Here is an 18007-nt window from a genome sequence, read left to right as displayed (position 1 = left end):
CTCAGGTGCACAGGGCGGCCAAGGCGTGGCTTGCAACTTGTGCATCCTGCACTGCAACACCGGTCAGGTCCGCCAAGGTAATCTGGCTGTCGTGCTCACGCCCCTTGGCACGGCCAGCCAGCAGCGTACCCAGCTCGATCAGCTGGTTAGCGTCGATGCGGCCACTGCCGAGGGCATGGGCCACTTCGCCGTACTGGCTGCACTGGGCGATGGCGTCGACGATGATGCGGTCCGCCCTTGCCACCAGTGCCGGGTCCAGTTCCTGCTTGCCGGGCGCATCGGCACCGACGGCGGTGATATGCGTACCCGGCTGGACCCAATCGCTGTGCAACAGCGCCTGGCGAGAAGGCGTGGTGCAAACGATCAGGTTTGCCGCGCCCGCAACCTCGGCCGCATCCTGCGTGCTGTGCACTGCGAAGCCCAGCTCGCGGGCAAATGCGGTATAGGCCGCAAGCCCGCGTTCATGCCGGCCCCAGACAATCACCTGGTGGCAATCGGTCACCGCGCGAAGCTGCTCAAGCTGCATCTGCGCCTGCATGCCGGTGCCGAGGATGCCAATGGCCTTGACCTGGGATGGCGCCAGCAGCCGGGCGGCGATACGCCCGGCCAACGCGGTGCGCATGGCAGTCAGCCAGCCTTGGTCCTGCAGCAGTGCCAGCGGCTGACCGGTGTGTGCAGACAACACAAGCATCAAGCCATCATTGCTAGGCAGGCCCTTGGACGGGTTGTCGTAGAAGCCTGTCGAAAGCTTGACGGTGAAGGTCGGGCTGCCTTCGATGTAGGCCGACTTCACGCAACAGTCACCGTTCGCGCCCTTGAATGCGAAGCCCTGCACGGGCGGTACCTGCACCTTGCCTTCGGAGTAGGCGATGAAGCCTTCCTCCAGTTGGCTCACCGCCACCTCGGGGTTGAAGCGGGCGATGATCTGCGCCTTGCTGAAGACCCTCATTGAACGGCCTCGAGGAACTTCTCCAGCAGGATGTTACGGCCACACAGGATCACCGCGACACGCTTGCCCTGATAGCGTTCGGCGAGCTTCTGCATGCCGGCGACCGCAACCGCTGCAGCGCCTTCGATGATCCAGCGCTCACTGCTGGCGATGTCGCGCATGGCGCAGCGGATTTCGTCCTCGCTGACCAGCACGGTATCGGTGAGCAGCGCCTGGCAAAGCGGGAAGGTGATGGCGCCTGGCTCGACGCCGCCGGCCGTGCCATCCGACAGCGTTTCGCAGGCATCCAATTCGATGATTTCACCAGCCTCGAGTGATTGCTGCAGGGTTGGGTCATTCGCCGGCCAGCAGCCGATGATCTCAGTGCCCGGCTTGAGTACGCGCAGGGCGGCGCCGATGCCGGAAATCATCCCGCCACCGCCCACGGCGACGAACACCGCGTCCAGGTCTGGCGCCTGCTCGAACAATTCCATGCCTATGGTGCCCTGGCCGGCAATGACTTGCAGGTCGTTGTAAGGTGACACGAAAGGAACGCCCTGGGCCTTGGCTTGCCTGGCTGCTTCCAGCTCTGCACTCAGCGGGTCGGTGGGCAGGCAGACCACTTCGGCGCCCAGCGCGCGCATTGCCTCTGTTTTGTATGCCGATGCGCCCGTGGTGGTGTAGACCTTCACTGGCACGCCAGCCATCTTGCCGGCCAGGGCCAGGGCCTGCCCATGGTTACCGGAAGAGGCGGCTATCACCCCCTGCTTGCGTGCCTCGGCCGGCAGCAGGCGCATCTTGTTGCTGGCACCGCGAAACTTGAAGGAACCGGTGTGCTGCAGGTGTTCGCATTTGAGCAGCACTTCACAGCCGGTCAGTGCCGACAAACGAGGGCTGTGCAAGAGCGGGGTAATGCTGACGGCCGGGCGGAGCGCCGCATGGGCGTCCTGAATGTTTTGGTGCAATGTATCAAGGAACTGGGCATCAACGGACGGGGTGGCTGGCATGACGGGTCCTTGCAGGCGTATGGATAATTTGTCCACCATAGAATAATATTCCACCAACAGCAAGAGCGTGTGCCTACAGCCAGGCAATACCGCCTATGCCCTGACTTCCTTCAGGTATTTGTACACGGTGGCCCGCCCCATGCTGAGGACGTTGGCAACGTAATCGGCGCCGCTGCGCCCCTCGAATGCACCCTCGGCATGCAAGGCCAGGACAAGGTTGCGTTTGTCTTTCATCTTCAAGGTCTGCAGCGACAGGTTATGCGCTTGCAGCCACGCTTGCAGGAAGGTGTTGATGCGCTCCTGCCAATCGTTGCGGAACAACGCATCCGGTTGCGGCTCCAGCCGACTCATCTGGAAGAACGCATCCAATGCCACACGCGCCTGTTCCAGCACCGACACGTTCAGATTGATGCACATCAGATACTCGGCTTCGCCTTGCGAATTGTGCAGCACAGCACTGATCGAGCGGACCTTCTGACCGTTCCAGTTGAGCTTCTCGTAGGGACCAAGGTTGGTACCCTTCAAAAGGTCCCCCAGTTCTGGACCGAGTGCCGAATCATCGCCGAGCTTGCGATGTGAGAAATTATTGGCGATATGAACGATTGTCTGGCTGCGTATCTCATGAATGACGACTTCCGCGTGGGGGTACAGCAGCAGGGCAATGCTTTCAGCGATTGCCTGGTAATTTTCCAGTGTCATGCATTAGCCAATGGTCTGTTGAAGAATGCCTATGGTGGCCCTGGAGAATACTGGGCACAAGACGGATCTTTGCCGGGTCGGGATCAAGGCCTGGCTGCGAGCCGCTCGCCTCGGCCATTACTGCGTCAGCAGCATCCCAGGTCCCCCAGTGGCATCCGCGGCAGGGGAGCGACCTCGCCTTGGCCTGGCTCCGCCACTTGCTGGTGGAACAGGCCAAGGCGTTGGCTCAGAGCTGAAGATCGCCGCTGTCGCCGATCAGCCCGAGCGCTTCGATGGCCAGCAGCGCGCACCGCTCATCGTTGTCCGAGGTATCGCCACTGACGCCGATGGCGCCAAGCAGGCGGCCTTCTGCATCGCGCAGAAGAACGCCGCCGGCGACCGGAATCACCTCGCCACCGGTGAGGCTGTTGATGGCATCGAAGAACGCCGGCATGGTCTGGGCGCGGCGCGCCAGTTCGCGGCCGCCGAAGCCCAGGCCCAGGCAGCCGCGGGCCTTGCCGGTGGCGATCTGCGGGCGAAGGTAGCTGGCCTGCTCATCGCGCAGCACCGCCAACGGGTGGCCGGCGCTGTCGAGCACTGCTGCGGCCATAGGCTTCAGGTTCAAAGCGCGTGCCTGGTGCAGGGTCGCGACGGCCAGTTGCACTGCCAGTTCGAAGTTGAGCGTTGTCATGCTCACAGGCTCCATTTGCCGAGTTCGGACACGCGGTCGCGGGTGTAGAGGTCGGTCCATTTCAGCGAATTGAAGTCCGACACCTGCTTGGGGTTGTAGGCGGTGCGTTGCAGCCGTACCGGCTCGCCGGCCTTGTACACCGCCTGCAGCCGATCGCGGTCTTGAAGGATGCGGATGTCGTCCAGGGGCGAACCGTCGAGCACCAGCAGATCGGCCTGTTTGCCCGGTTCCAGGGTGCCGAGCGTATCGCCGCGCGGCATCAAGCGTGCGCCGACATGGGTTGCGGCGAATAACGCTTCGGCCGGGGTGAAGTCCAGGTGCCGTACCAGCAGCTCCAGTTCGCGAGCGTGCCATTCGCCATAGGGTGTCACAGCAAAGCCGCTGTCGCTGCCGCAGGCGAAGGGTACGCCGGCGGCCTTGGCACGCTTGAGTACCGGCGCGCCGAGCTCGAGGGTCCGGGCGCAGTAGGCGGCGTAGCCGGTGCTGATCGCGGGGTCATGGGGCTGGCAGAAGTCCACGGTGTTCTGCGGGAAGGTCATGGTCGGAGCGAGCACGCTGCCAGCCTCAAGCAGCGCTTCGATGCAGGCGTCATCCATGTAGAAGGCGTGGAACACCAGGTCGACGCCAGCCTTGGCCGCGTACATCACCGCTTCTCGGCCATAGGCGTGGGTAGCCACCCGGCAGCCGAGGCGATGAGCTTCGTAGACCATCTCACGGGTCTCGTCGGCGGTGAAAGCGGCGATGATTTCGCCGTTGGGGCGACGGTGAGTGCCGTCCATGGCGATCTTGATCAGGTCCACGCCGTCCTTGGCCTGCTTGCGGATCTGGGCAATGGCATCGTCACGGCTGGTGACCAGCGCGGCGGTGAAGTACTCAGGGGCGCCGACGCGGCTTGGGAACCAGTCGTTCAGGCTCTGTCGATTGGTGATCACTCGGCTGCTTGCAGCGATACGAGGGCCTTCGAACAGTCCGGCGTTGACCGTATTGCGCACGGCAATGCTGAGTTGGCCACTGTCGCCAGGGCAGACCATGGACGTCACGCCGGCAGCCAGAACGTGCTGAGCGAAGAACAGCCCCCGCAGGGCGCGAAACTCGTCGCTGGTCCAGATGTCGATGTCTTCCTCGCTCTGGGCATTGCCAAACGCCAGGTGGGTGTGCACGTCCACCAGCCCGGGCATGACGAACTGGCCGTGGGCTTCACGGTCGCCGGGTTGCGGACGGGGTGCCTCGGCGGATGGCCCGACATGGCGGATCACGCCGCCTTCGATGATCAATGTCTGTCGTTGGCGGGTGTGCAGGCCAGTGCCGTCGAACAGGGTGGAGCAGTGCAGGTGCAGGGCACTCATTGGTGAGCTCTCTCATCTAGAGGGGTGGTGCAAGGCTCGGCCGTGGTGACTGCCCGGCACCAACAGATGCTATTGATGGCCAAGTATCGATGGCATCGATACCTGGCGCTCTCTGGCGCAGAAACGAGAACGGCGCCAGGGCCGGCAGCGCCGATCAGGCCGTGTGGCCGCCAAGGGTTTCGGCGATCCAGTCGGCGATGTAGTGCCCGGCATTGATGCTGTTGTCGAAGCTCGAGTGCTGCACGCCGCCTTCACGGTCAGTGAAAATCTTCAGTTCGCGTTTCGGGCTGTTGACCAGTTGCTCGTAGGTGCGGTGTGCCCATTTGAGCGGGATCTGCGAGTCTTTCTCGCCGTGGGTAACCAGGAAAGGTACGTGGATGCGGTCGAGTACACCGTCGAGGTGTACGTTTTCGGCGATGCGCATGAAGTCGTCCAGGTCCTTCGCCCCCCAGACCCATTGCACATGCGCCCAGTAGTGTGGCACCGGGAAGTTGCCTTCCTTCTCCAGGCGACGCTTCTGCACGTCGCGCCAGTCGTGGTTGGCGCCCCACACCACGCCGCAAGCAAAGCGCGGTTCGAACGCCACTGCGCGCGGACAGTAGTAGCCGCCCAGGGAAACGCCTTCCAGGCCGATGCGCTTGGCATCGACATCAGCGCGGGTTTCCAGCCAGTCCACTATGCGGCTGGCCCAGTGTTCGCTGTCATGGCGTGCCGTCATGCCGTGGAGGCGAAGCGCTTCGCCGGTGCCAGGCTGGTCGACAATCAGCGACGACACGCCTCGCCTGGCCAGCCAGGCAGGCAGGCCGACGCGGTATTTCATTTCCTTGGTCGAATCCAGCCCGTTGACTTGCACCAGCAGCGGTGCCGGGCCACTCACGCCTTCTGCGCGCACCAGCAGTCCCGAGAGGTGCTTGCCTTCATACGGGATCTCTACGCGCTCACAGTTCTCCTTGGCCAGATCGATGCCACGGGCGAAGGTGTCGAGGAAGCGCTGATACAAGGCTGCACGACCCGGCGCGCCGTGGGCCTGCAAGCGTTCGCAGGTGAGGTAATAGGTGGCCGCGCGGTTGTATTTTTCGCCGGCGGACAAGCGTCGGCCGGCGGTTTCGTCCTCTTCGGCCAAGCCGCACAGCTTGTCGGCCATGGTCGACCATATTTCCCGGAAGGCCTGGGTGCCGGCGGCGTCGGGCTGTTTGGCGGCTTCCTGCAGCGGTGCGCACATTTCCTCGATTTCACCCATGCGGGCACCCATTTCGATGGCCAGATCCACCGAGAGGTTCCAGACGTAATTGGTGGGGAAGTAACGGAACATTCTTGTTGTCCTTCTGCGGTCGTGGAGTCCGGCGCCCACTTGAGCGACAGGCAGGCAGGGCGCGGTTTGAAGGCAAGGTACGCAGGCAGGGCAGGGTGGGGCCAATCGTGATCAGGGATGCGAGGTATCGCGAAACGCGATGCCCCAGCACCGTTGCGGTGTCTGGGGCGATGGCCGCCGCTCAGGCGGTGGCGCGCAGAGCATCTGGCTGCGTGCTGGCGCACTGAATGACATCGCTGATGCGCTCGCGAAGCCATCTGTGCATGGGGTCGCCGTCCATGCTGCGGTGCCACAGCATGAATTCACGCATAACCGGGATCTTCACTGGCGGTGGCAACAGGCGCAGCGGCAGGTAGCCGGCATAGAGTTCGGCCAGTCGGCGGTGCATGGTGGCGACCCGCACGGTGCCCACCAACAACTGGGGCAGGGTGTTGAAGTCGTTGGTGATGACTTCCAGCCGCCGATTGAAGCCGTACTGGTTCATGAACCAGTCCTCGATGCTCAAGTGGCGGTTGCGGCCAAAGCCCACCGAAATGTGGCCCATCTGCATGTACTGCTCAAGTGTCAGATGCTCGCCCACCTCGGGGTTGTCGCGCCACACCACGCAGACATGATCTTCCTCGAACAGCAGCTGCGCCGGATGGCCCTCGATGAGATAGCGCTCGGGCACGATCATCATGTCGACCTCGCCGCGCATCAGCAATTCGGCGCTACTGTCGCCTGGGCCGATCATCTCGAAGGTAATGTGCGGCGCCTCCTGATGGATTTTCTGGATGACCTGAGCGAATACCACACTGATCAGGTAGTCCGAGGCCACCAGGCGGAAGTGTCGCTTGCTGGCGGCCGGATCGAACACCGGCTTGGCCGTTATCGAGGCGCGAATGGTCAGCAGCACCTCGCGTACCGGCTTGGCCAGTTCCAGAGCATAGGGAGTGGGCTGCATCTTGCGGCCGACCTGCACCAGCAACTCATCCTCGAAAAACGTTCGCAAACGCCCCAGCACGCCACTGGTGGCCGATTGAGTCATGTGCAGGCGCTCGGCGGCGCGTGTGATGTTTTGCTCCTCGAGCAGGATGTCCAGAGCAACCAGCAGGTTCAAGTCCAGGTGGTGAAAGCGCATGGTGATAGCTCTCGGTTCTTGTAGTTATTTTCGCGATACCTTCCCGCTGCATTGCCGATACGTCAAGACCTTCAAGCCACGATACCGAGCCAACGCCACAGCACATGGGCTATGGCCCAGGTATCGCGATTGCCGATGCCTCGCATTCTGACTCGCGATTGGTCACGCCACCCCGCCACCGAGCAACCTGCACGCCAGTCGTACGGCCGATGTGCCGCCGCGACCCACTACCGGTGACCTGCCTCGCCGAACAACAATTTCAATGGAGTGGTAGCCATGAATATTCTTGGTCTCGACGCGCTGGTGTTTGGCGTCGACGATATCCAGGCCTGTGCCGATTGCCTGCGTGACTACGGCCTCGATGCCGTTCAACTGGACGGCGACGGTGGCCGTTTCGAGGCGCTGGACGGCACCTCGATCATTATCCGCCGCGGCGACGACCCTGGCCTGCCGGCGGCGCTCGGGCCGACCCCATCGCTGCGCGAGACCGTTTACGGCGTCGCGTCGAGCACCGATCTGGCGGCCATCGCCGACGAGCTGGGCCGTGATCGCGAAGTGCGGCGCGACGCCAGCGGCGCGTTGCACACCTTCGACGACCTGGGCTTTGCCATTGCCTTCCAGGTGACCTGCCGTCGCCCCTTCGACGCGCCGGCCGACCTTACCAACGCCCCCGGTAGCGCACCGCAGCGCCCGATCAACCAGCTGGGCATTGCCCCGGACATGCCGGCATTGCCGCGCACCTTGTCCCACGTGGTGTACTTCGTACCCGATGCGGCCAAGGGCGAAGCGTTCTACCGCGATCGCCTGGGCTTCGTCACCACCGACAGCTTCATCGGCGTCGGCCCGTTCATGCGCACCGCCGCCATGGACGATCACCACTGCCTGTTCATGATCCAGACCCCACCGCACATGCAGGGTTGCGAGCACTTCACCTTCCATATGGGCAGCGGCACCGAGGTCCTGCTGGCCGGTACGCGTTTCCAGCAGCAGGGCTGGACCAGCTTCTGGGGCCCGGGCCGACACCTGCTGGGTTCCAACTGGTTCTGGTACTTCAACAGCCCGCTGGGCTGCCACATCGAGTACGACGCCGACATGGACAAGCACGATGACGCATGGGCGGCGCGTCAGGCGCCGATGTCGGCCGACAACTCGCAGCTGTTCCTGTTCGCCTCGCGGGAGAAATGGGCACCCAGCGGCCCACCTGCGAAGCAGGGTTGAAACATGGCGTGGGTGGAGCTGTGCCGGCTCGATGAGCTGGGCGAGGGTCAAGCGCGCGGTTTCGACCCACAGGGCAGGGGCGCGGACAGCCTGTTCGCCCTTCGGTACCTGGGCCAGGTACGCGTCTACCGCAACCTGTGCCCGCATTTGATGGTGCCCATGGAGTACCGCAAGAACCGCTTTTTGAGCGCCGATGGCCAGTGGATCGTCTGCTACGCCCACGGTGCGCGCTTCACGCCCGAAGACGGCACTTGCGTTCACGGCCCCTGCCGAGGCGAAGCCTTGGAGGCACTCGATCACAAGGAAGCGGACGGCTGGCTGCTATTGCCGCTGGAGCAGCTCGATCGCTGACCTATCGCGCCGCGCGATAGGTCGCATCCCGCGACGCGATTGGTCATGGACCGGCGCAGGCGGGAAGCTGTGCATAGGCACAGGAAACGGCCGCCCCGCATGACGGGGCGCACAACAAGAACAAAACGTGAGACATGCCATGAATACTGTGAACAACGTGTTGATCGTGGGCGGCGGAATTGGCGGGCTGTGTGCCGCCATCGCCTTGCGCCGCAAGGGCATCGCCGTCGATCTGGTCGAGCTGAAAACCGAGTGGACCGTCTACGGCGTTGGCATCATTCAACAGAGCAATGTGGTGCGCGAGATGCACCGGCTGGGCCTGCTCGAAGCCTACCTTGATGCCGCCTACGCCTTCGAGGACGTGGCCATCTATACCACCGAAGGGCAGCAACTGGCGCGCATCCCTGGCCAGCGCCTGGCCGGTCCGCAGTATCCGGCCAATGTGGGTATCTCGCGCCGCGCCCTGCACAAGGTGTTGAGCGAAACTGCCATCGAACTGGGCACCCAGGTGCGCCTGGGCACCTCGGTGGAAAGTTTCGAGCAAGACGACAGCGCAGTGGACGTGCTGTTCACCGATGGCAGCCAGGGGCGCTACGGTCTGATGGTCGGCGCCGACGGGTTGTTCTCGAAAGTCCGCAGCGTGCTGTTCGGTGATCGTTATCAGCCGCGTTTCACCGGGCAGTCGGTGTGGCGCTACAACTTCCCGCGTGCGGCAGGTATCGACCACCTTGCCAACTACCAAGGGCCCTCTGGCAACGCGGGTCTGGTGCCGCTGGCCGATGACCTGATGTACCTCTTCACCACCTCCCACGAGCCGGGCAACCCCTGGATGGAACCGGCCGCTTTGGCTGATGGCCTTCGCCAGCGCCTGGCCGGTTTCGGCGGGCTGATCGGCGAATTGCGCGAGCAGATCGTCGACAACGCCGGGGTCGTTTACAAGCCGCTTGAAGCGGTGTTTGTCGACGAACCCTGGTACTGCGGTCGAGTGCTGCTGATCGGGGATGCCGCCCATGCCACCACGCCACACCTGGGGCAGGGTGCAGGCATGGCCATTGAGGACGCCGTGGTGCTCGCCGAGGAGCTCACCGCGGGTGGCAGCCTCGACGTGCAATTGCAGCGTTTCATGGGCCGGCGTTTCGAGCGCTGCAAGTTCATCAGCGAAATGTCCCTGCTGGCAGGTGTGAAGGAGATCCAGCGCGATCCTTCCTTCGACCGCATCGGCCTGGTCAAGCGCATGCTGGAGGTCACTGCGCAGCCGATCTGACTCCCCGTACCCGGCACGCCCTGCCTTGTCGGCGCGCCGGCCCTATGCCAACACCGACGCACAATAAAAAGAAAGAGGAAACCCCGATGTTGACTCGCAAAGGTGCATTCACACGGCCGTTACCGGCGCTCAAGCCCCTCAGCCTGGCGCTTGTCGCGCTGGCCGCAAGCCAGGCGCAGGCCTTCGAATTCGATACCGGCAACCCCGACCTGCGGGTGCGCTGGGACAATACGCTGAAATACAGCGCCGCCTGGCGTACACAGGACGCGAGCAGCAAGCTCACCGAAGGGCAGACCGCGCTGAACCTGGACGACGGTGACCGCAACTTCGACAAGGGCCTGATCTCCAACCGCCTCGACCTGCTGTCGGAACTGGACATTACCTACGACAACGTCGGCGCACGGGTCAGCGGCGCGGCCTGGTACGACGATGTCTACAACCAAGGGACTGACAACAACGACCCTGGCCGTGCCAACAGCTATTCGGTCGACTACGACGCGTTCACCGACGACACGCGCAAGCTGCATGGACGCAAGGGCGAGCTGCTCGACGCCTTTATCTTCGGCAAGACCGAGATCGGCGACATGCCGCTGTCCGGCCGTCTGGGTCAATACGCCATGCAGTGGGGCGAGAGCCTGTTCTTTGGCATGAACGGCATTGCTGGCGGCATGGCTCCGGTGGACGTGGTCAAGGGGCTGTCGGTACCCAACACGCAGTTCAAGGAACTGATCCGTCCGGTACAGCAGATTTCCGGACAACTCCAACTGACGCCGGATGTGTCGGTGGGGGCCTACTACCAGTTCGAGTGGGAGGCCAACCGCCTGCCGGCAGCGGGTAGCTATTTCTCCACAGACGACTTCTTTGGCGATGGCGCCGAGCGCATGTTCGTCGGCGCGCCGGTGTTCCCCGGTGGCCAACCTCTGGCGTTCTTCCACGGCAACGACAAGCAAGCCAAGGACTCAGGGCAGGGCGGCATGCAGGTGCGCTGGCGCACCGAGACGGTCGACTGGGGCCTGTACGCCATCCGTTTCCACGACAAGTCACCGCAACTCAACGTACGCCCTAACTTCGCCAACCTCGACCCGGTCAGCGGCAAGGCCGGCGAGTTCTACTGGGTGTATCCCGAGGGTATCGAGGCGTTCGGTGCGAGCTTCTCCACCACCGTTGGCAACTTCAACCTCGCCGGTGAGTTGTCAACGCGCTGGAACCAGCCGTTGGCCTCGACCAACCAGCATGCGTTGGCCGTGGGCGAGGCGATCGACAATGACGATAACCCGGTTTACGCCACCGGCCGCACGCTGCACGCCAACGTCTCCTGGCTTGCCAGCCTGGAGCCGAACTTCATCGCTGCCGAGTCGAGCTTCCTCGGCGAAATCGCCTGGAACCGGGTGATGAGCGTGAGCAAGAACGCCGATGCCGTTGACCCTAACGCCGACCGTGACGCCACCAGCCTGCGCCTGGTGTTCGAACCGATGTACCGGCAGATCTTACCGGGGCTCGACCTGTCGGTGCCGATCGGCGCGAGCTACACCAACGGCGCGTCGATGGCGCTGGGCACCGGTTTTGGCACCGATCATGGCGGTGACCTGAACATCGGCCTGAAAGGCAACTACCTCAACACCTGGAGTTTGGGCCTGACCTACACGCACTACTACGGCCCGGAGAACACCTTCCTCGACGCCGATAACCACTACACCTTCGAACAGTCGCTCAAAGACCGCGACTTCATCGCCTTCACTGTCAGCCGCACCTTCTGACCGAGGACCACCCGATGAAACACAATAATAAAGTCGTTTCCCTGCTCACTGCCCTGAGTGCCTCGCTGCTATTGGCCCACGGCGCCGTTGCCGCAGTGCCCGCCGAGCAGGCGGCCATGCTCAAGACCAGCCTGACCCCGCTCGGTGGCGAGCGGGCCGGCAATGCGGATGGCAGCATTCCTGCCTGGACCGGTGGCTACATCCAGGCCGACCCGGCCTATAAGGAAGGCGGCAAGCGTGGCGATCCGTTCGCCAGCGACAAGCGGCTGTTGAGCATCACCGCGCAGAACATGGCGCAGTATGTCGACAAGCTGACGCCGGGCATCCAGGCGATGCTGAAGAAGTACCCGGACAGCTATCGTCTCGACGTCTACCCGACGCGCCGCAGCGCTGCCGCTCCGCAGTCGGTGTACGACGCTACCTTCGCCAACGCCACCAGCGGCAAGCTGGTGGACGGCCCCGCCGGCCCCATGCCCGAAGGCGCATCCGGCGGCATCCCGTTCCCGATCCCGGCCAATGGCGTGGAAGCCATGTGGAACCACCTGCTGCGTTGGCGGGGTGCTTCCTGGCACGCCAGCTTCAATCAGTACCTGACCACCGCCGACGGCAAGCACGTGCTCACCAATGACTCGCGGGCCGATTTGCAGATGCCCTGGTACCTGCCCGGTGGCAGTGGCGACAAGGGTGTGTTCTGGTCCATCCGCATGACCAACGACGGCCCGCCCCTGCGTGCCGGGGAGGCCATTACCGGCCTTGAGAACCTCAACGCCGACAAAGCTGCGGTCTGGACCTACCTGCCTGGTCAGCGCCGTGTGCGTCGCCTGCCCAACGCCTGCTGCGACACGCCGACACCGGCCACCGCCGGCGTCATGAGCTTCGATGAGCTGTACGTGTTCAACGGTCGTCTCGACCGCTTCGACTGGAAGCTGGTGGGCAAGAAGGAGATGTACATCCCCTACAACGCCAACAAGGTGTTCACCGCCAGCAACGCCGAGGCGCTGCTGGCCCCCCATCACCTGAACCCCGACTCCATCCGCTGGGAGCTGCACCGTGTGTGGGTGGTGGAGGCGACGCTGAAGAATGGCCAGCGCCATGTGATGCCGCGTAGCACCTACTACCTCGACGAAGACACCTGGGCTGCCGTGCTGGGCGAGCGCTATGACGCCCGCAACCAGTTGGCCAAGGTGGTCTGGACCTCGCCGGTGGTGCTGCCTGACCTGCCGGGCGTGGTGACCTTGACCAACGGCTTCTACGACCTGCTCTCCGGTGCCTGGTTCGCCGGTGACCTGTTCGCAGGCAAGAACGAACAGTACCGCATCGTGCCGCCCTACAAGGACTCGGTGTTCACCGCCGACGCCATGGCCGGCGAGGGTGTGCGCTGAGCAGGCGCGCTGCGCAGGTGCTGTACCGACTCTAAGAACAAAAGGTTGCGTGCGATGAACAAGATGCTCTACGGCTGGCTGCTGGCAGCCTGTTGCGGGCTGCCGCCGGCGTTCGCCGGTGACAGCGTGGATGTGCTCGCGCAGCCCGCGCTGCACGGCCCCCAGGCCCTGCGTGCGGTGTTGCAGGATGTGGCCCGGGCCGATGCACGCCTGGTCGCGGTGGGTGAACGTGGCGTGGTACTGCTGTCCGATGACAATGGTGCCAACTGGCGCCAGGCCACTGCCGTACCGGTGAGTGTCAGCCTGACCGCCGTGCAGTTCATCGACGCCCGCAACGGCTGGGCGGTCGGCCATGCCGGCGTGGTCTTGCACAGCCAGGACGGTGGTGAGCACTGGAGCGTGCAGCTCGACGGCAAGCGCGCCGCCGCCCTGGAGGTGCAGGCAGCCGAGGCTGCCTCAGACGAGCTTCGCCTGGCGGCGGCGCAACGGCTGCTGGCCGACGGCGCGGACAAGCCGTTGTTGGCACTGAGTTTCACCGATGCCCGCAACGGCCTGGTCGTGGGTGCCTACGGGGTGGCCATGCGCACCGCCGACGGCGGGCGCAGCTGGCAGTCGGAGATCGGCCGACTGCCGAACGGGCGTGGACTGCACCTGTATGCCCTGGCGCGCCAAGGCAACCAGTTGTTCATCGCCGGCGAGCAGGGCCTGCTGCTTCGCTCGCGTGATGGCGGTGAGCATTTCGAGGCGCTGCACGGACCCTACGATGGCAGCTACTTCGCCGCCACCGTGTTGCCCGATGGCCGTCTGCTGCTCGGCGGCCTGCGCGGTTCGCTGTTCGCCTCTGACGACGGTGGCGACAGTTTCCAGGCGCTAGCCAACCCGATTCCGGCATCGATCAACGGCCTGCGTGTCGCCGGTGGCCAGTTGTTGCTCGCCAACCAGGCAGGGATGCTCCTGCGCAGCGGCCTCGGCGCCTTTGTCGCCCAGCCCGTGGCGGTCTCCGATGGCCTGCCACTGACCGCCGCTACCACCGCCGCCGATGGCTCCATCGTCGCCGTCGGCATGGCCGGTGCGCGCCGCCTGGAATCTTCCTCTCTTTCCACCACGACGGACTGAACCATGCACGTCATGAATTCATCTGCGCCTTCCAGCGGCCATCTCGACGACTTCGACAGCGCGTCCGGCTCGCTGCTGGAACGTGCGCTCTTCAACCACCGTGTGCTGGTGTTGCTGCTGTGCCTGGCGGCGACCTTGCTGCTCGGCTGGCAAGCCTCGCGCCTGACCCTCAATGCCAGCTTCGAGAAGATGATCCCGCGCGATCATCCGTTCATCCACAACTACCTGGAGCACCGCCAGGAGCTCGCCGGCCTGGGCAACGCGGTGCGCATCGCCGTGGCCAATCCGCGCGGTAGCATCTACGACAAGGACTACCTGCACAGCCTGCAGCAGCTCAACGACGCGGTATACCTGCTGCCTGGCGTCGACCGTGCGGCGATGAAGTCGCTGTGGACGCCGTCCACCCGCTGGACCGGAGTCACCGAGGAGGGCCTGGAAGGTGGCCCGGTGGTGCCCGACGGCTACGATGGCGCTGCCGCTAGCCTGGAAGCGCTCAAGCGCAACGTGGAACGCTCCAACGAGATTGGTCAACTGGTGGCCTTCGACCAGCGTTCGAGCATTGTCTACGTGCCGCTGCTGGAGAACACCCCGGACGGCCAGGCCCTCGACTACACGGCCTTCGCCCATGAGCTGGAAACCCTGCGCGAGCGCTTCCAGGCGCAGGGGGTGGAGATCCACATCACCGGTTTCGCCAAGGTCGTCGGCGACCTCATGGACGGCCTGCGGCAGATCCTGCTGTTCTTTGCCGCCGCCATTGCCATCACCGCCGCCGTGCTGTACTGGTACACCCGCTGTGTGCGCAGCACCGCGCTGGTGGTGGTGTGTTCGCTGGTGGCAGTGATCTGGCAGCTCGGCCTGCTGCCGCTGCTGGGTTACGAGCTCGACCCGTATTCGGTGCTGGTACCGTTCCTGGTGTTCGCCATTGGCATGAGCCATGGCGCCCAGAAGATGAACGGCATCATGCAGGACATCGGCCGCGGTATGCATCGCCTTGTGGCAGCGCGGTTCACCTTCCGCCGGTTATTTCTGGCCGGGCTCACCGCGCTGCTCTGCGATGCGGTCGGTTTTGCCGTGCTCATGATCATTCAGATACAGGTGATCCAGGACCTGGCCGTCATCGCCAGCCTGGGCGTGGCGGTGCTGATCTTCACCAACCTGATTCTGCTGCCGGTGCTGCTTTCCTACGTGGGCGTCAGTGCCCGTGCGGCGCGGCGCAGCCTGCGCGCCGAAGAGGCCGAGGCCAGCGGGGCGGGCAAGCATGCGGTGTGGCGCTTCCTCGACCTGTTCACCCGCCGGCGCTGGGCGGCGGCGTGCATCGCCGTCGCTGCGCTGATGGCTGCCGGGGGCTACGCCGTGAGCCTGCACCTGAAGGTCGGCGACCTCGACGCCGGCGCTCCCGAGCTGCGCGCCGATTCGCGCTACAACCGCGACAATGCCTTCGTCACCCGGCACTACGGCGCCAGCAGCGATGTGTTCGCGGTGATGGTGCGCACCGCCCCCGGTGGCTGTTCGGCCTACGGCACCTTGAAACACGTGGATGACCTTGACTGGCAACTGCGTGGCCTGCAGGGCGTGGACTCGACAAACTCGTTGGCGCTGCTCAACCGCCGGGTGCTGGTCGGCCTCTCCGAAGGCAGCCCGAAGTGGTATGACCTGGTCAACAACCAGGCGACCCTGAACATGGTTACCGCCGGTGCCCCGCGCGGGCTGTACAACGACGACTGCAGCCTGCTGACGCTCTATGCCTACCTGACCGATCACAAGGCCGACACCCTGGCGCGGGTGGTCGACAGCGTCCAGGCGTTTGCCCAGGCCAACGACAGCGAGCAGGCCAGCTTCCTCATGGCTGCCGGCAGTGCAGGCATCGAGGCTGCCACCAACCAGGTGGTCAAGCAGGCCAACCGCGACATGCTCTGGTGGGTCTACGGCGCGGTGATCGTGCTCTGCCTGGTGACCTTCCGCTCCTGGCGCGCGGTGCTCTGCGCGGTGCTGCCGCTGGTACTCACCTCGATCCTCTGCGAAGCGCTGATGGTGGCGCTGGGTATTGGCGTGAAGGTGGCGACCCTGCCGGTGATCGCCCTTGGGGTCGGCATCGGCGTGGACTACGCGCTGTATGTGATGAGCATCGTGCTGGCCCAGCTGCGCCAAGGCGCGAGCCTGTCCCAGGCGTATTACCGCGCGCTGCTGTTCACCGGCAAGGTGGTCATGCTCACTGGTATCACCCTGGCCATCGGCGTTGGTACCTGGATCTTCTCGCCGATCAAGTTCCAGGCCGACATGGGCGTGCTGCTGGCATTCATGTTCGTCTGGAACATGGTCGGTGCATTGATCCTGCTGCCGGCGTTGGCCTACTTCCTGTTGCCGCACCGCAAGGCCTGTACCGAGCAGCTGGCATTGCCGGCGCATGAACACACAAGACGCGAGCGCAGCAGCGGGATGCTGGAGCAGGGCGCCAGTTTTCGCCCGCTGGAGGAGGTGAGCCATGGCCGCTGAACGCACTGCCGGAAGCGCCCAGGCTGCCTTGTTGCTGTTCGGCAGTTGCCTGCCCGTCCTGGGGGCGGTGCTCATCGCACCGGTGCTACCCCGCATGCACGCGCATTTTGCCGAGACGCCGGGCGTGGCCGTGCTGGTGCCGGTGGCCCTGACGTTGCCGGCACTGGTCATAGCCTTGTTGGCGCCGCTGGCCGGGGTGTTGGCAGACCGAGTGGGGCGGCGAGCACTGCTGCTGGCGAGCATGTTGCTCTACAGCCTGTGCGGTTTGTTGCCGTTATGGCTGGATTCGCTGGTGCTGATTGTCGCCAGCCGCGCCGGCATCGGCTTGGCCGAAGCCGGCATCATGACCTGTTGCACCACGCTGATGGGGGACTACTTCGACGGCCAGCGCCGGGCGCGGTTGTTCGCTTTGCAGATGGTGGTCACCTCATTGGCGGCGGCGTTGTTCATGGGCGTGGGCGGTGCGCTGGGGGAAAGCGACTGGCGGACACCGTTCACCCTCTATGCGGTGGGTGCGCTGTGCCTGCCCTTGATGGCCCTGCTGTTGTGGGAGCCGCGTGCCTGCCAGGCCGCCAGCGAAGCCACCGTCGATTCGCGTTTTCCATGGGCGGCCCTGACGCCGTTATACCTGCTCACCGTGCTGGCTGGCGTTAGCCTGTTCATCGTCCCGGTACAGGCCGGTTACGTGCTGCAGTTACTGCACATAGATGCGCCCCGTCAGGTCGGCCTGGCCATGGGCGCCAACCAGCTCGGCGTGTTGGCCGGCGCACTGGCTTTTCGCTTACTGGCGCGCTTGCCGGCTGGGCGGTTGCTGGCCTTGGGCTTTACCACGGCGGGGCTCGGTGGCGGCCTGATGGCGCTGGCGAGCAGCCATGCGCCAGTGGTGCTGGCGGTGCTGATCAACGGCCTGGGTGTTGGGCTGTTGCTGCCGACGCTGATCACCCTGGTGATGCAGCTGGTTGGCTTCGATCAGCGCGGCCGTGCCACGGGTGGGTTCACTTCGGCGATTTTCGCGGGTGAGTTCGTCAGTCCATTGATCGTCCTGGCATTGACCGCTGGTGTGGCTACGCAACTGCCGCATGCACTGCTGCTGGTCGCCATCGGACAACTGCTGCTGGCGCCTGTGTGCCTGTCCTTGATGCGCCACCGGCGTGCGGTGACGGTGGCAGATGCACGATGAACGAAATTTTCCTTGGCGGGCGAGCCAATGCCAGTCGCTCTCTGCGCAGCGCCATGTGGCTGACCAGCACGCAGCTACCGGCCATGGCTAAAGGCGCAGCGTTCATCAGCGAACAGAATCTTATTGTCGACGGTGGCTCGACCATCGGCGACGGCAATTGAAAG

16 protein-coding genes are annotated in these 18007 nt (G+C 64.3%); 9 read left to right on the top strand and 7 right to left on the bottom strand.

From position 1 onward, the window contains the following. Position 1: 1 nt before the first annotated feature. The 7 genes from PRJ_RS13860 to PRJ_RS13830 all read right to left on the bottom strand — a co-directional run bounded on the left by PRJ_RS13860 (position 2) and on the right by PRJ_RS13830 (position 7082). Positions 2 to 949, bottom strand: a complete 948-nt coding sequence (locus tag PRJ_RS13860) for an ornithine cyclodeaminase family protein (RefSeq protein ID WP_104961709.1) — start codon at positions 947 to 949, stop codon at positions 2 to 4. After that, on the bottom strand, positions 946 to 1935 hold the full coding sequence (locus PRJ_RS13855) for a threonine/serine dehydratase (protein ID WP_104961708.1): 990 nt from the start codon (positions 1933 to 1935) through the stop codon (positions 946 to 948). The genes PRJ_RS13860 and PRJ_RS13855 overlap by 4 nt, the downstream gene beginning before the upstream one ends. A gap of 93 nt (positions 1936 to 2028) precedes the next feature. Next, entirely contained in the window at positions 2029 to 2634 is a 606-nt protein-coding gene (locus PRJ_RS13850) for a transcriptional regulator (RefSeq protein WP_104961707.1), read from the bottom strand. A gap of 226 nt (positions 2635 to 2860) precedes the next feature. Next, a complete protein-coding gene (locus PRJ_RS13845; RefSeq protein WP_104961706.1) occupies positions 2861 to 3304 on the bottom strand; it encodes a heme-binding protein in 444 nt (147 codons plus the stop codon). A gap of 2 nt (positions 3305 to 3306) precedes the next feature. After that, positions 3307 to 4650: an amidohydrolase family protein gene (locus PRJ_RS13840; RefSeq protein WP_104961705.1), complete on the bottom strand. Its 1344-nt coding sequence runs from the start codon at positions 4648 to 4650 to the stop codon at positions 3307 to 3309. Positions 4651 to 4804: 154 nt separating this feature from the next. Then, positions 4805 to 5962 carry a S9 family peptidase gene (locus PRJ_RS13835; RefSeq protein WP_014861071.1) on the bottom strand — a complete coding sequence of 386 codons (1158 nt, stop codon included), beginning with the start codon at positions 5960 to 5962 and terminating at the stop codon, positions 4805 to 4807. Positions 5963 to 6143: 181 nt separating this feature from the next. Next, positions 6144 to 7082, bottom strand: coding sequence for a LysR family transcriptional regulator (locus tag PRJ_RS13830; protein WP_019438626.1), 939 nt, complete (start codon positions 7080 to 7082; stop codon positions 6144 to 6146). A 276-nt stretch (positions 7083 to 7358) separates the two neighbouring features. On the opposite strand from PRJ_RS13830, the gene PRJ_RS13825 reads away from it, so the two are divergent. The 9 genes from PRJ_RS13825 to PRJ_RS30070 all read left to right on the top strand — a co-directional run bounded on the left by PRJ_RS13825 (position 7359) and on the right by PRJ_RS30070 (position 18004). Next, positions 7359 to 8300, top strand: a complete 942-nt coding sequence (locus tag PRJ_RS13825; protein ID WP_020191686.1) for a VOC family protein — start codon at positions 7359 to 7361, stop codon at positions 8298 to 8300. A gap of 3 nt (positions 8301 to 8303) precedes the next feature. Then, the gene (locus PRJ_RS13820; RefSeq protein WP_019438624.1) at positions 8304 to 8651 is read left to right on the top strand and encodes a Rieske 2Fe-2S domain-containing protein; all 348 of its coding nucleotides are present in this window, start codon (positions 8304 to 8306) and stop codon (positions 8649 to 8651) included. A gap of 139 nt (positions 8652 to 8790) precedes the next feature. Beyond that, positions 8791 to 9915: an FAD-dependent oxidoreductase gene (locus tag PRJ_RS13815; RefSeq protein WP_104961704.1), complete on the top strand. Its 1125-nt coding sequence runs from the start codon at positions 8791 to 8793 to the stop codon at positions 9913 to 9915. An 86-nt stretch (positions 9916 to 10001) separates the two neighbouring features. Next, a complete protein-coding gene (locus PRJ_RS13810; protein ID WP_104961703.1) occupies positions 10002 to 11672 on the top strand; it encodes a DUF1302 domain-containing protein in 1671 nt (556 codons plus the stop codon). A gap of 14 nt (positions 11673 to 11686) precedes the next feature. Next, positions 11687 to 13054, top strand: coding sequence for a DUF1329 domain-containing protein (locus PRJ_RS13805; protein WP_104961702.1), 1368 nt, complete (start codon positions 11687 to 11689; stop codon positions 13052 to 13054). Between the two features lie 54 nt (positions 13055 to 13108). Further along, positions 13109 to 14170 (top strand): YCF48-related protein, encoded by a 1062-nt coding sequence (locus PRJ_RS13800; protein WP_104961701.1) that lies wholly within the window; start codon positions 13109 to 13111, stop codon positions 14168 to 14170. Positions 14171 to 14173: 3 nt separating this feature from the next. After that, entirely contained in the window at positions 14174 to 16663 is a 2490-nt protein-coding gene (locus PRJ_RS13795) for an RND family transporter (protein ID WP_104961700.1), read from the top strand. Further along, entirely contained in the window at positions 16653 to 17843 is a 1191-nt protein-coding gene (locus PRJ_RS13790; protein ID WP_104961699.1) for an MFS transporter, read from the top strand. Before PRJ_RS13795 ends, PRJ_RS13790 begins: the two co-directional genes overlap by 11 nt. Further along, positions 17840 to 18004, top strand: a complete 165-nt coding sequence (locus PRJ_RS30070) for a hypothetical protein (RefSeq protein ID WP_177429896.1) — start codon at positions 17840 to 17842, stop codon at positions 18002 to 18004. Before PRJ_RS13790 ends, PRJ_RS30070 begins: the two co-directional genes overlap by 4 nt. The last annotated feature ends 3 nt before the right edge of the window (positions 18005 to 18007 follow it).

The organism is Pseudomonas sp. XWY-1 (assembly GCF_002953115.1).
Classification (GTDB): Bacteria; Pseudomonadota; Gammaproteobacteria; order Pseudomonadales; family Pseudomonadaceae; genus Aquipseudomonas; species Aquipseudomonas alloputida.
Note: the sequence above shows the minus strand (reverse complement) of the source record. Positions and strands in the feature narration are given on the sequence as shown.

Bases quoted from the DNA above. Each gene is read 5' to 3' on its own strand.
- PRJ_RS13860 (WP_104961709.1), bottom strand. From the start codon at position 949: ATGAGGGTCTTCAGCAAGGCGCAGATCATCGCCCGCTTCAACCCCGAG.
- PRJ_RS13855 (WP_104961708.1), bottom strand. From the start codon at position 1,935: ATGCCAGCCACCCCGTCCGTTGATGCCCAGTTCCTTGATACATTGCAC.
- PRJ_RS13850 (WP_104961707.1), bottom strand. From the start codon at position 2,634: ATGACACTGGAAAATTACCAGGCAATCGCTGAAAGCATTGCCCTGCTG.
- PRJ_RS13845 (WP_104961706.1), bottom strand. From the start codon at position 3,304: ATGACAACGCTCAACTTCGAACTGGCAGTGCAACTGGCCGTCGCGACC.
- PRJ_RS13840 (WP_104961705.1), bottom strand. From the start codon at position 4,650: ATGAGTGCCCTGCACCTGCACTGCTCCACCCTGTTCGACGGCACTGGC.
- PRJ_RS13835 (WP_014861071.1), bottom strand. From the start codon at position 5,962: ATGTTCCGTTACTTCCCCACCAATTACGTCTGGAACCTCTCGGTGGAT.
- PRJ_RS13830 (WP_019438626.1), bottom strand. From the start codon at position 7,082: ATGCGCTTTCACCACCTGGACTTGAACCTGCTGGTTGCTCTGGACATC.
- PRJ_RS13825 (WP_020191686.1), top strand. From the start codon at position 7,359: ATGAATATTCTTGGTCTCGACGCGCTGGTGTTTGGCGTCGACGATATC.
- PRJ_RS13820 (WP_019438624.1), top strand. From the start codon at position 8,304: ATGGCGTGGGTGGAGCTGTGCCGGCTCGATGAGCTGGGCGAGGGTCAA.
- PRJ_RS13815 (WP_104961704.1), top strand. From the start codon at position 8,791: ATGAATACTGTGAACAACGTGTTGATCGTGGGCGGCGGAATTGGCGGG.
- PRJ_RS13810 (WP_104961703.1), top strand. From the start codon at position 10,002: ATGTTGACTCGCAAAGGTGCATTCACACGGCCGTTACCGGCGCTCAAG.
- PRJ_RS13805 (WP_104961702.1), top strand. From the start codon at position 11,687: ATGAAACACAATAATAAAGTCGTTTCCCTGCTCACTGCCCTGAGTGCC.
- PRJ_RS13800 (WP_104961701.1), top strand. From the start codon at position 13,109: ATGAACAAGATGCTCTACGGCTGGCTGCTGGCAGCCTGTTGCGGGCTG.
- PRJ_RS13795 (WP_104961700.1), top strand. From the start codon at position 14,174: ATGCACGTCATGAATTCATCTGCGCCTTCCAGCGGCCATCTCGACGAC.
- PRJ_RS13790 (WP_104961699.1), top strand. From the start codon at position 16,653: ATGGCCGCTGAACGCACTGCCGGAAGCGCCCAGGCTGCCTTGTTGCTG.
- PRJ_RS30070 (WP_177429896.1), top strand. From the start codon at position 17,840: ATGAACGAAATTTTCCTTGGCGGGCGAGCCAATGCCAGTCGCTCTCTG.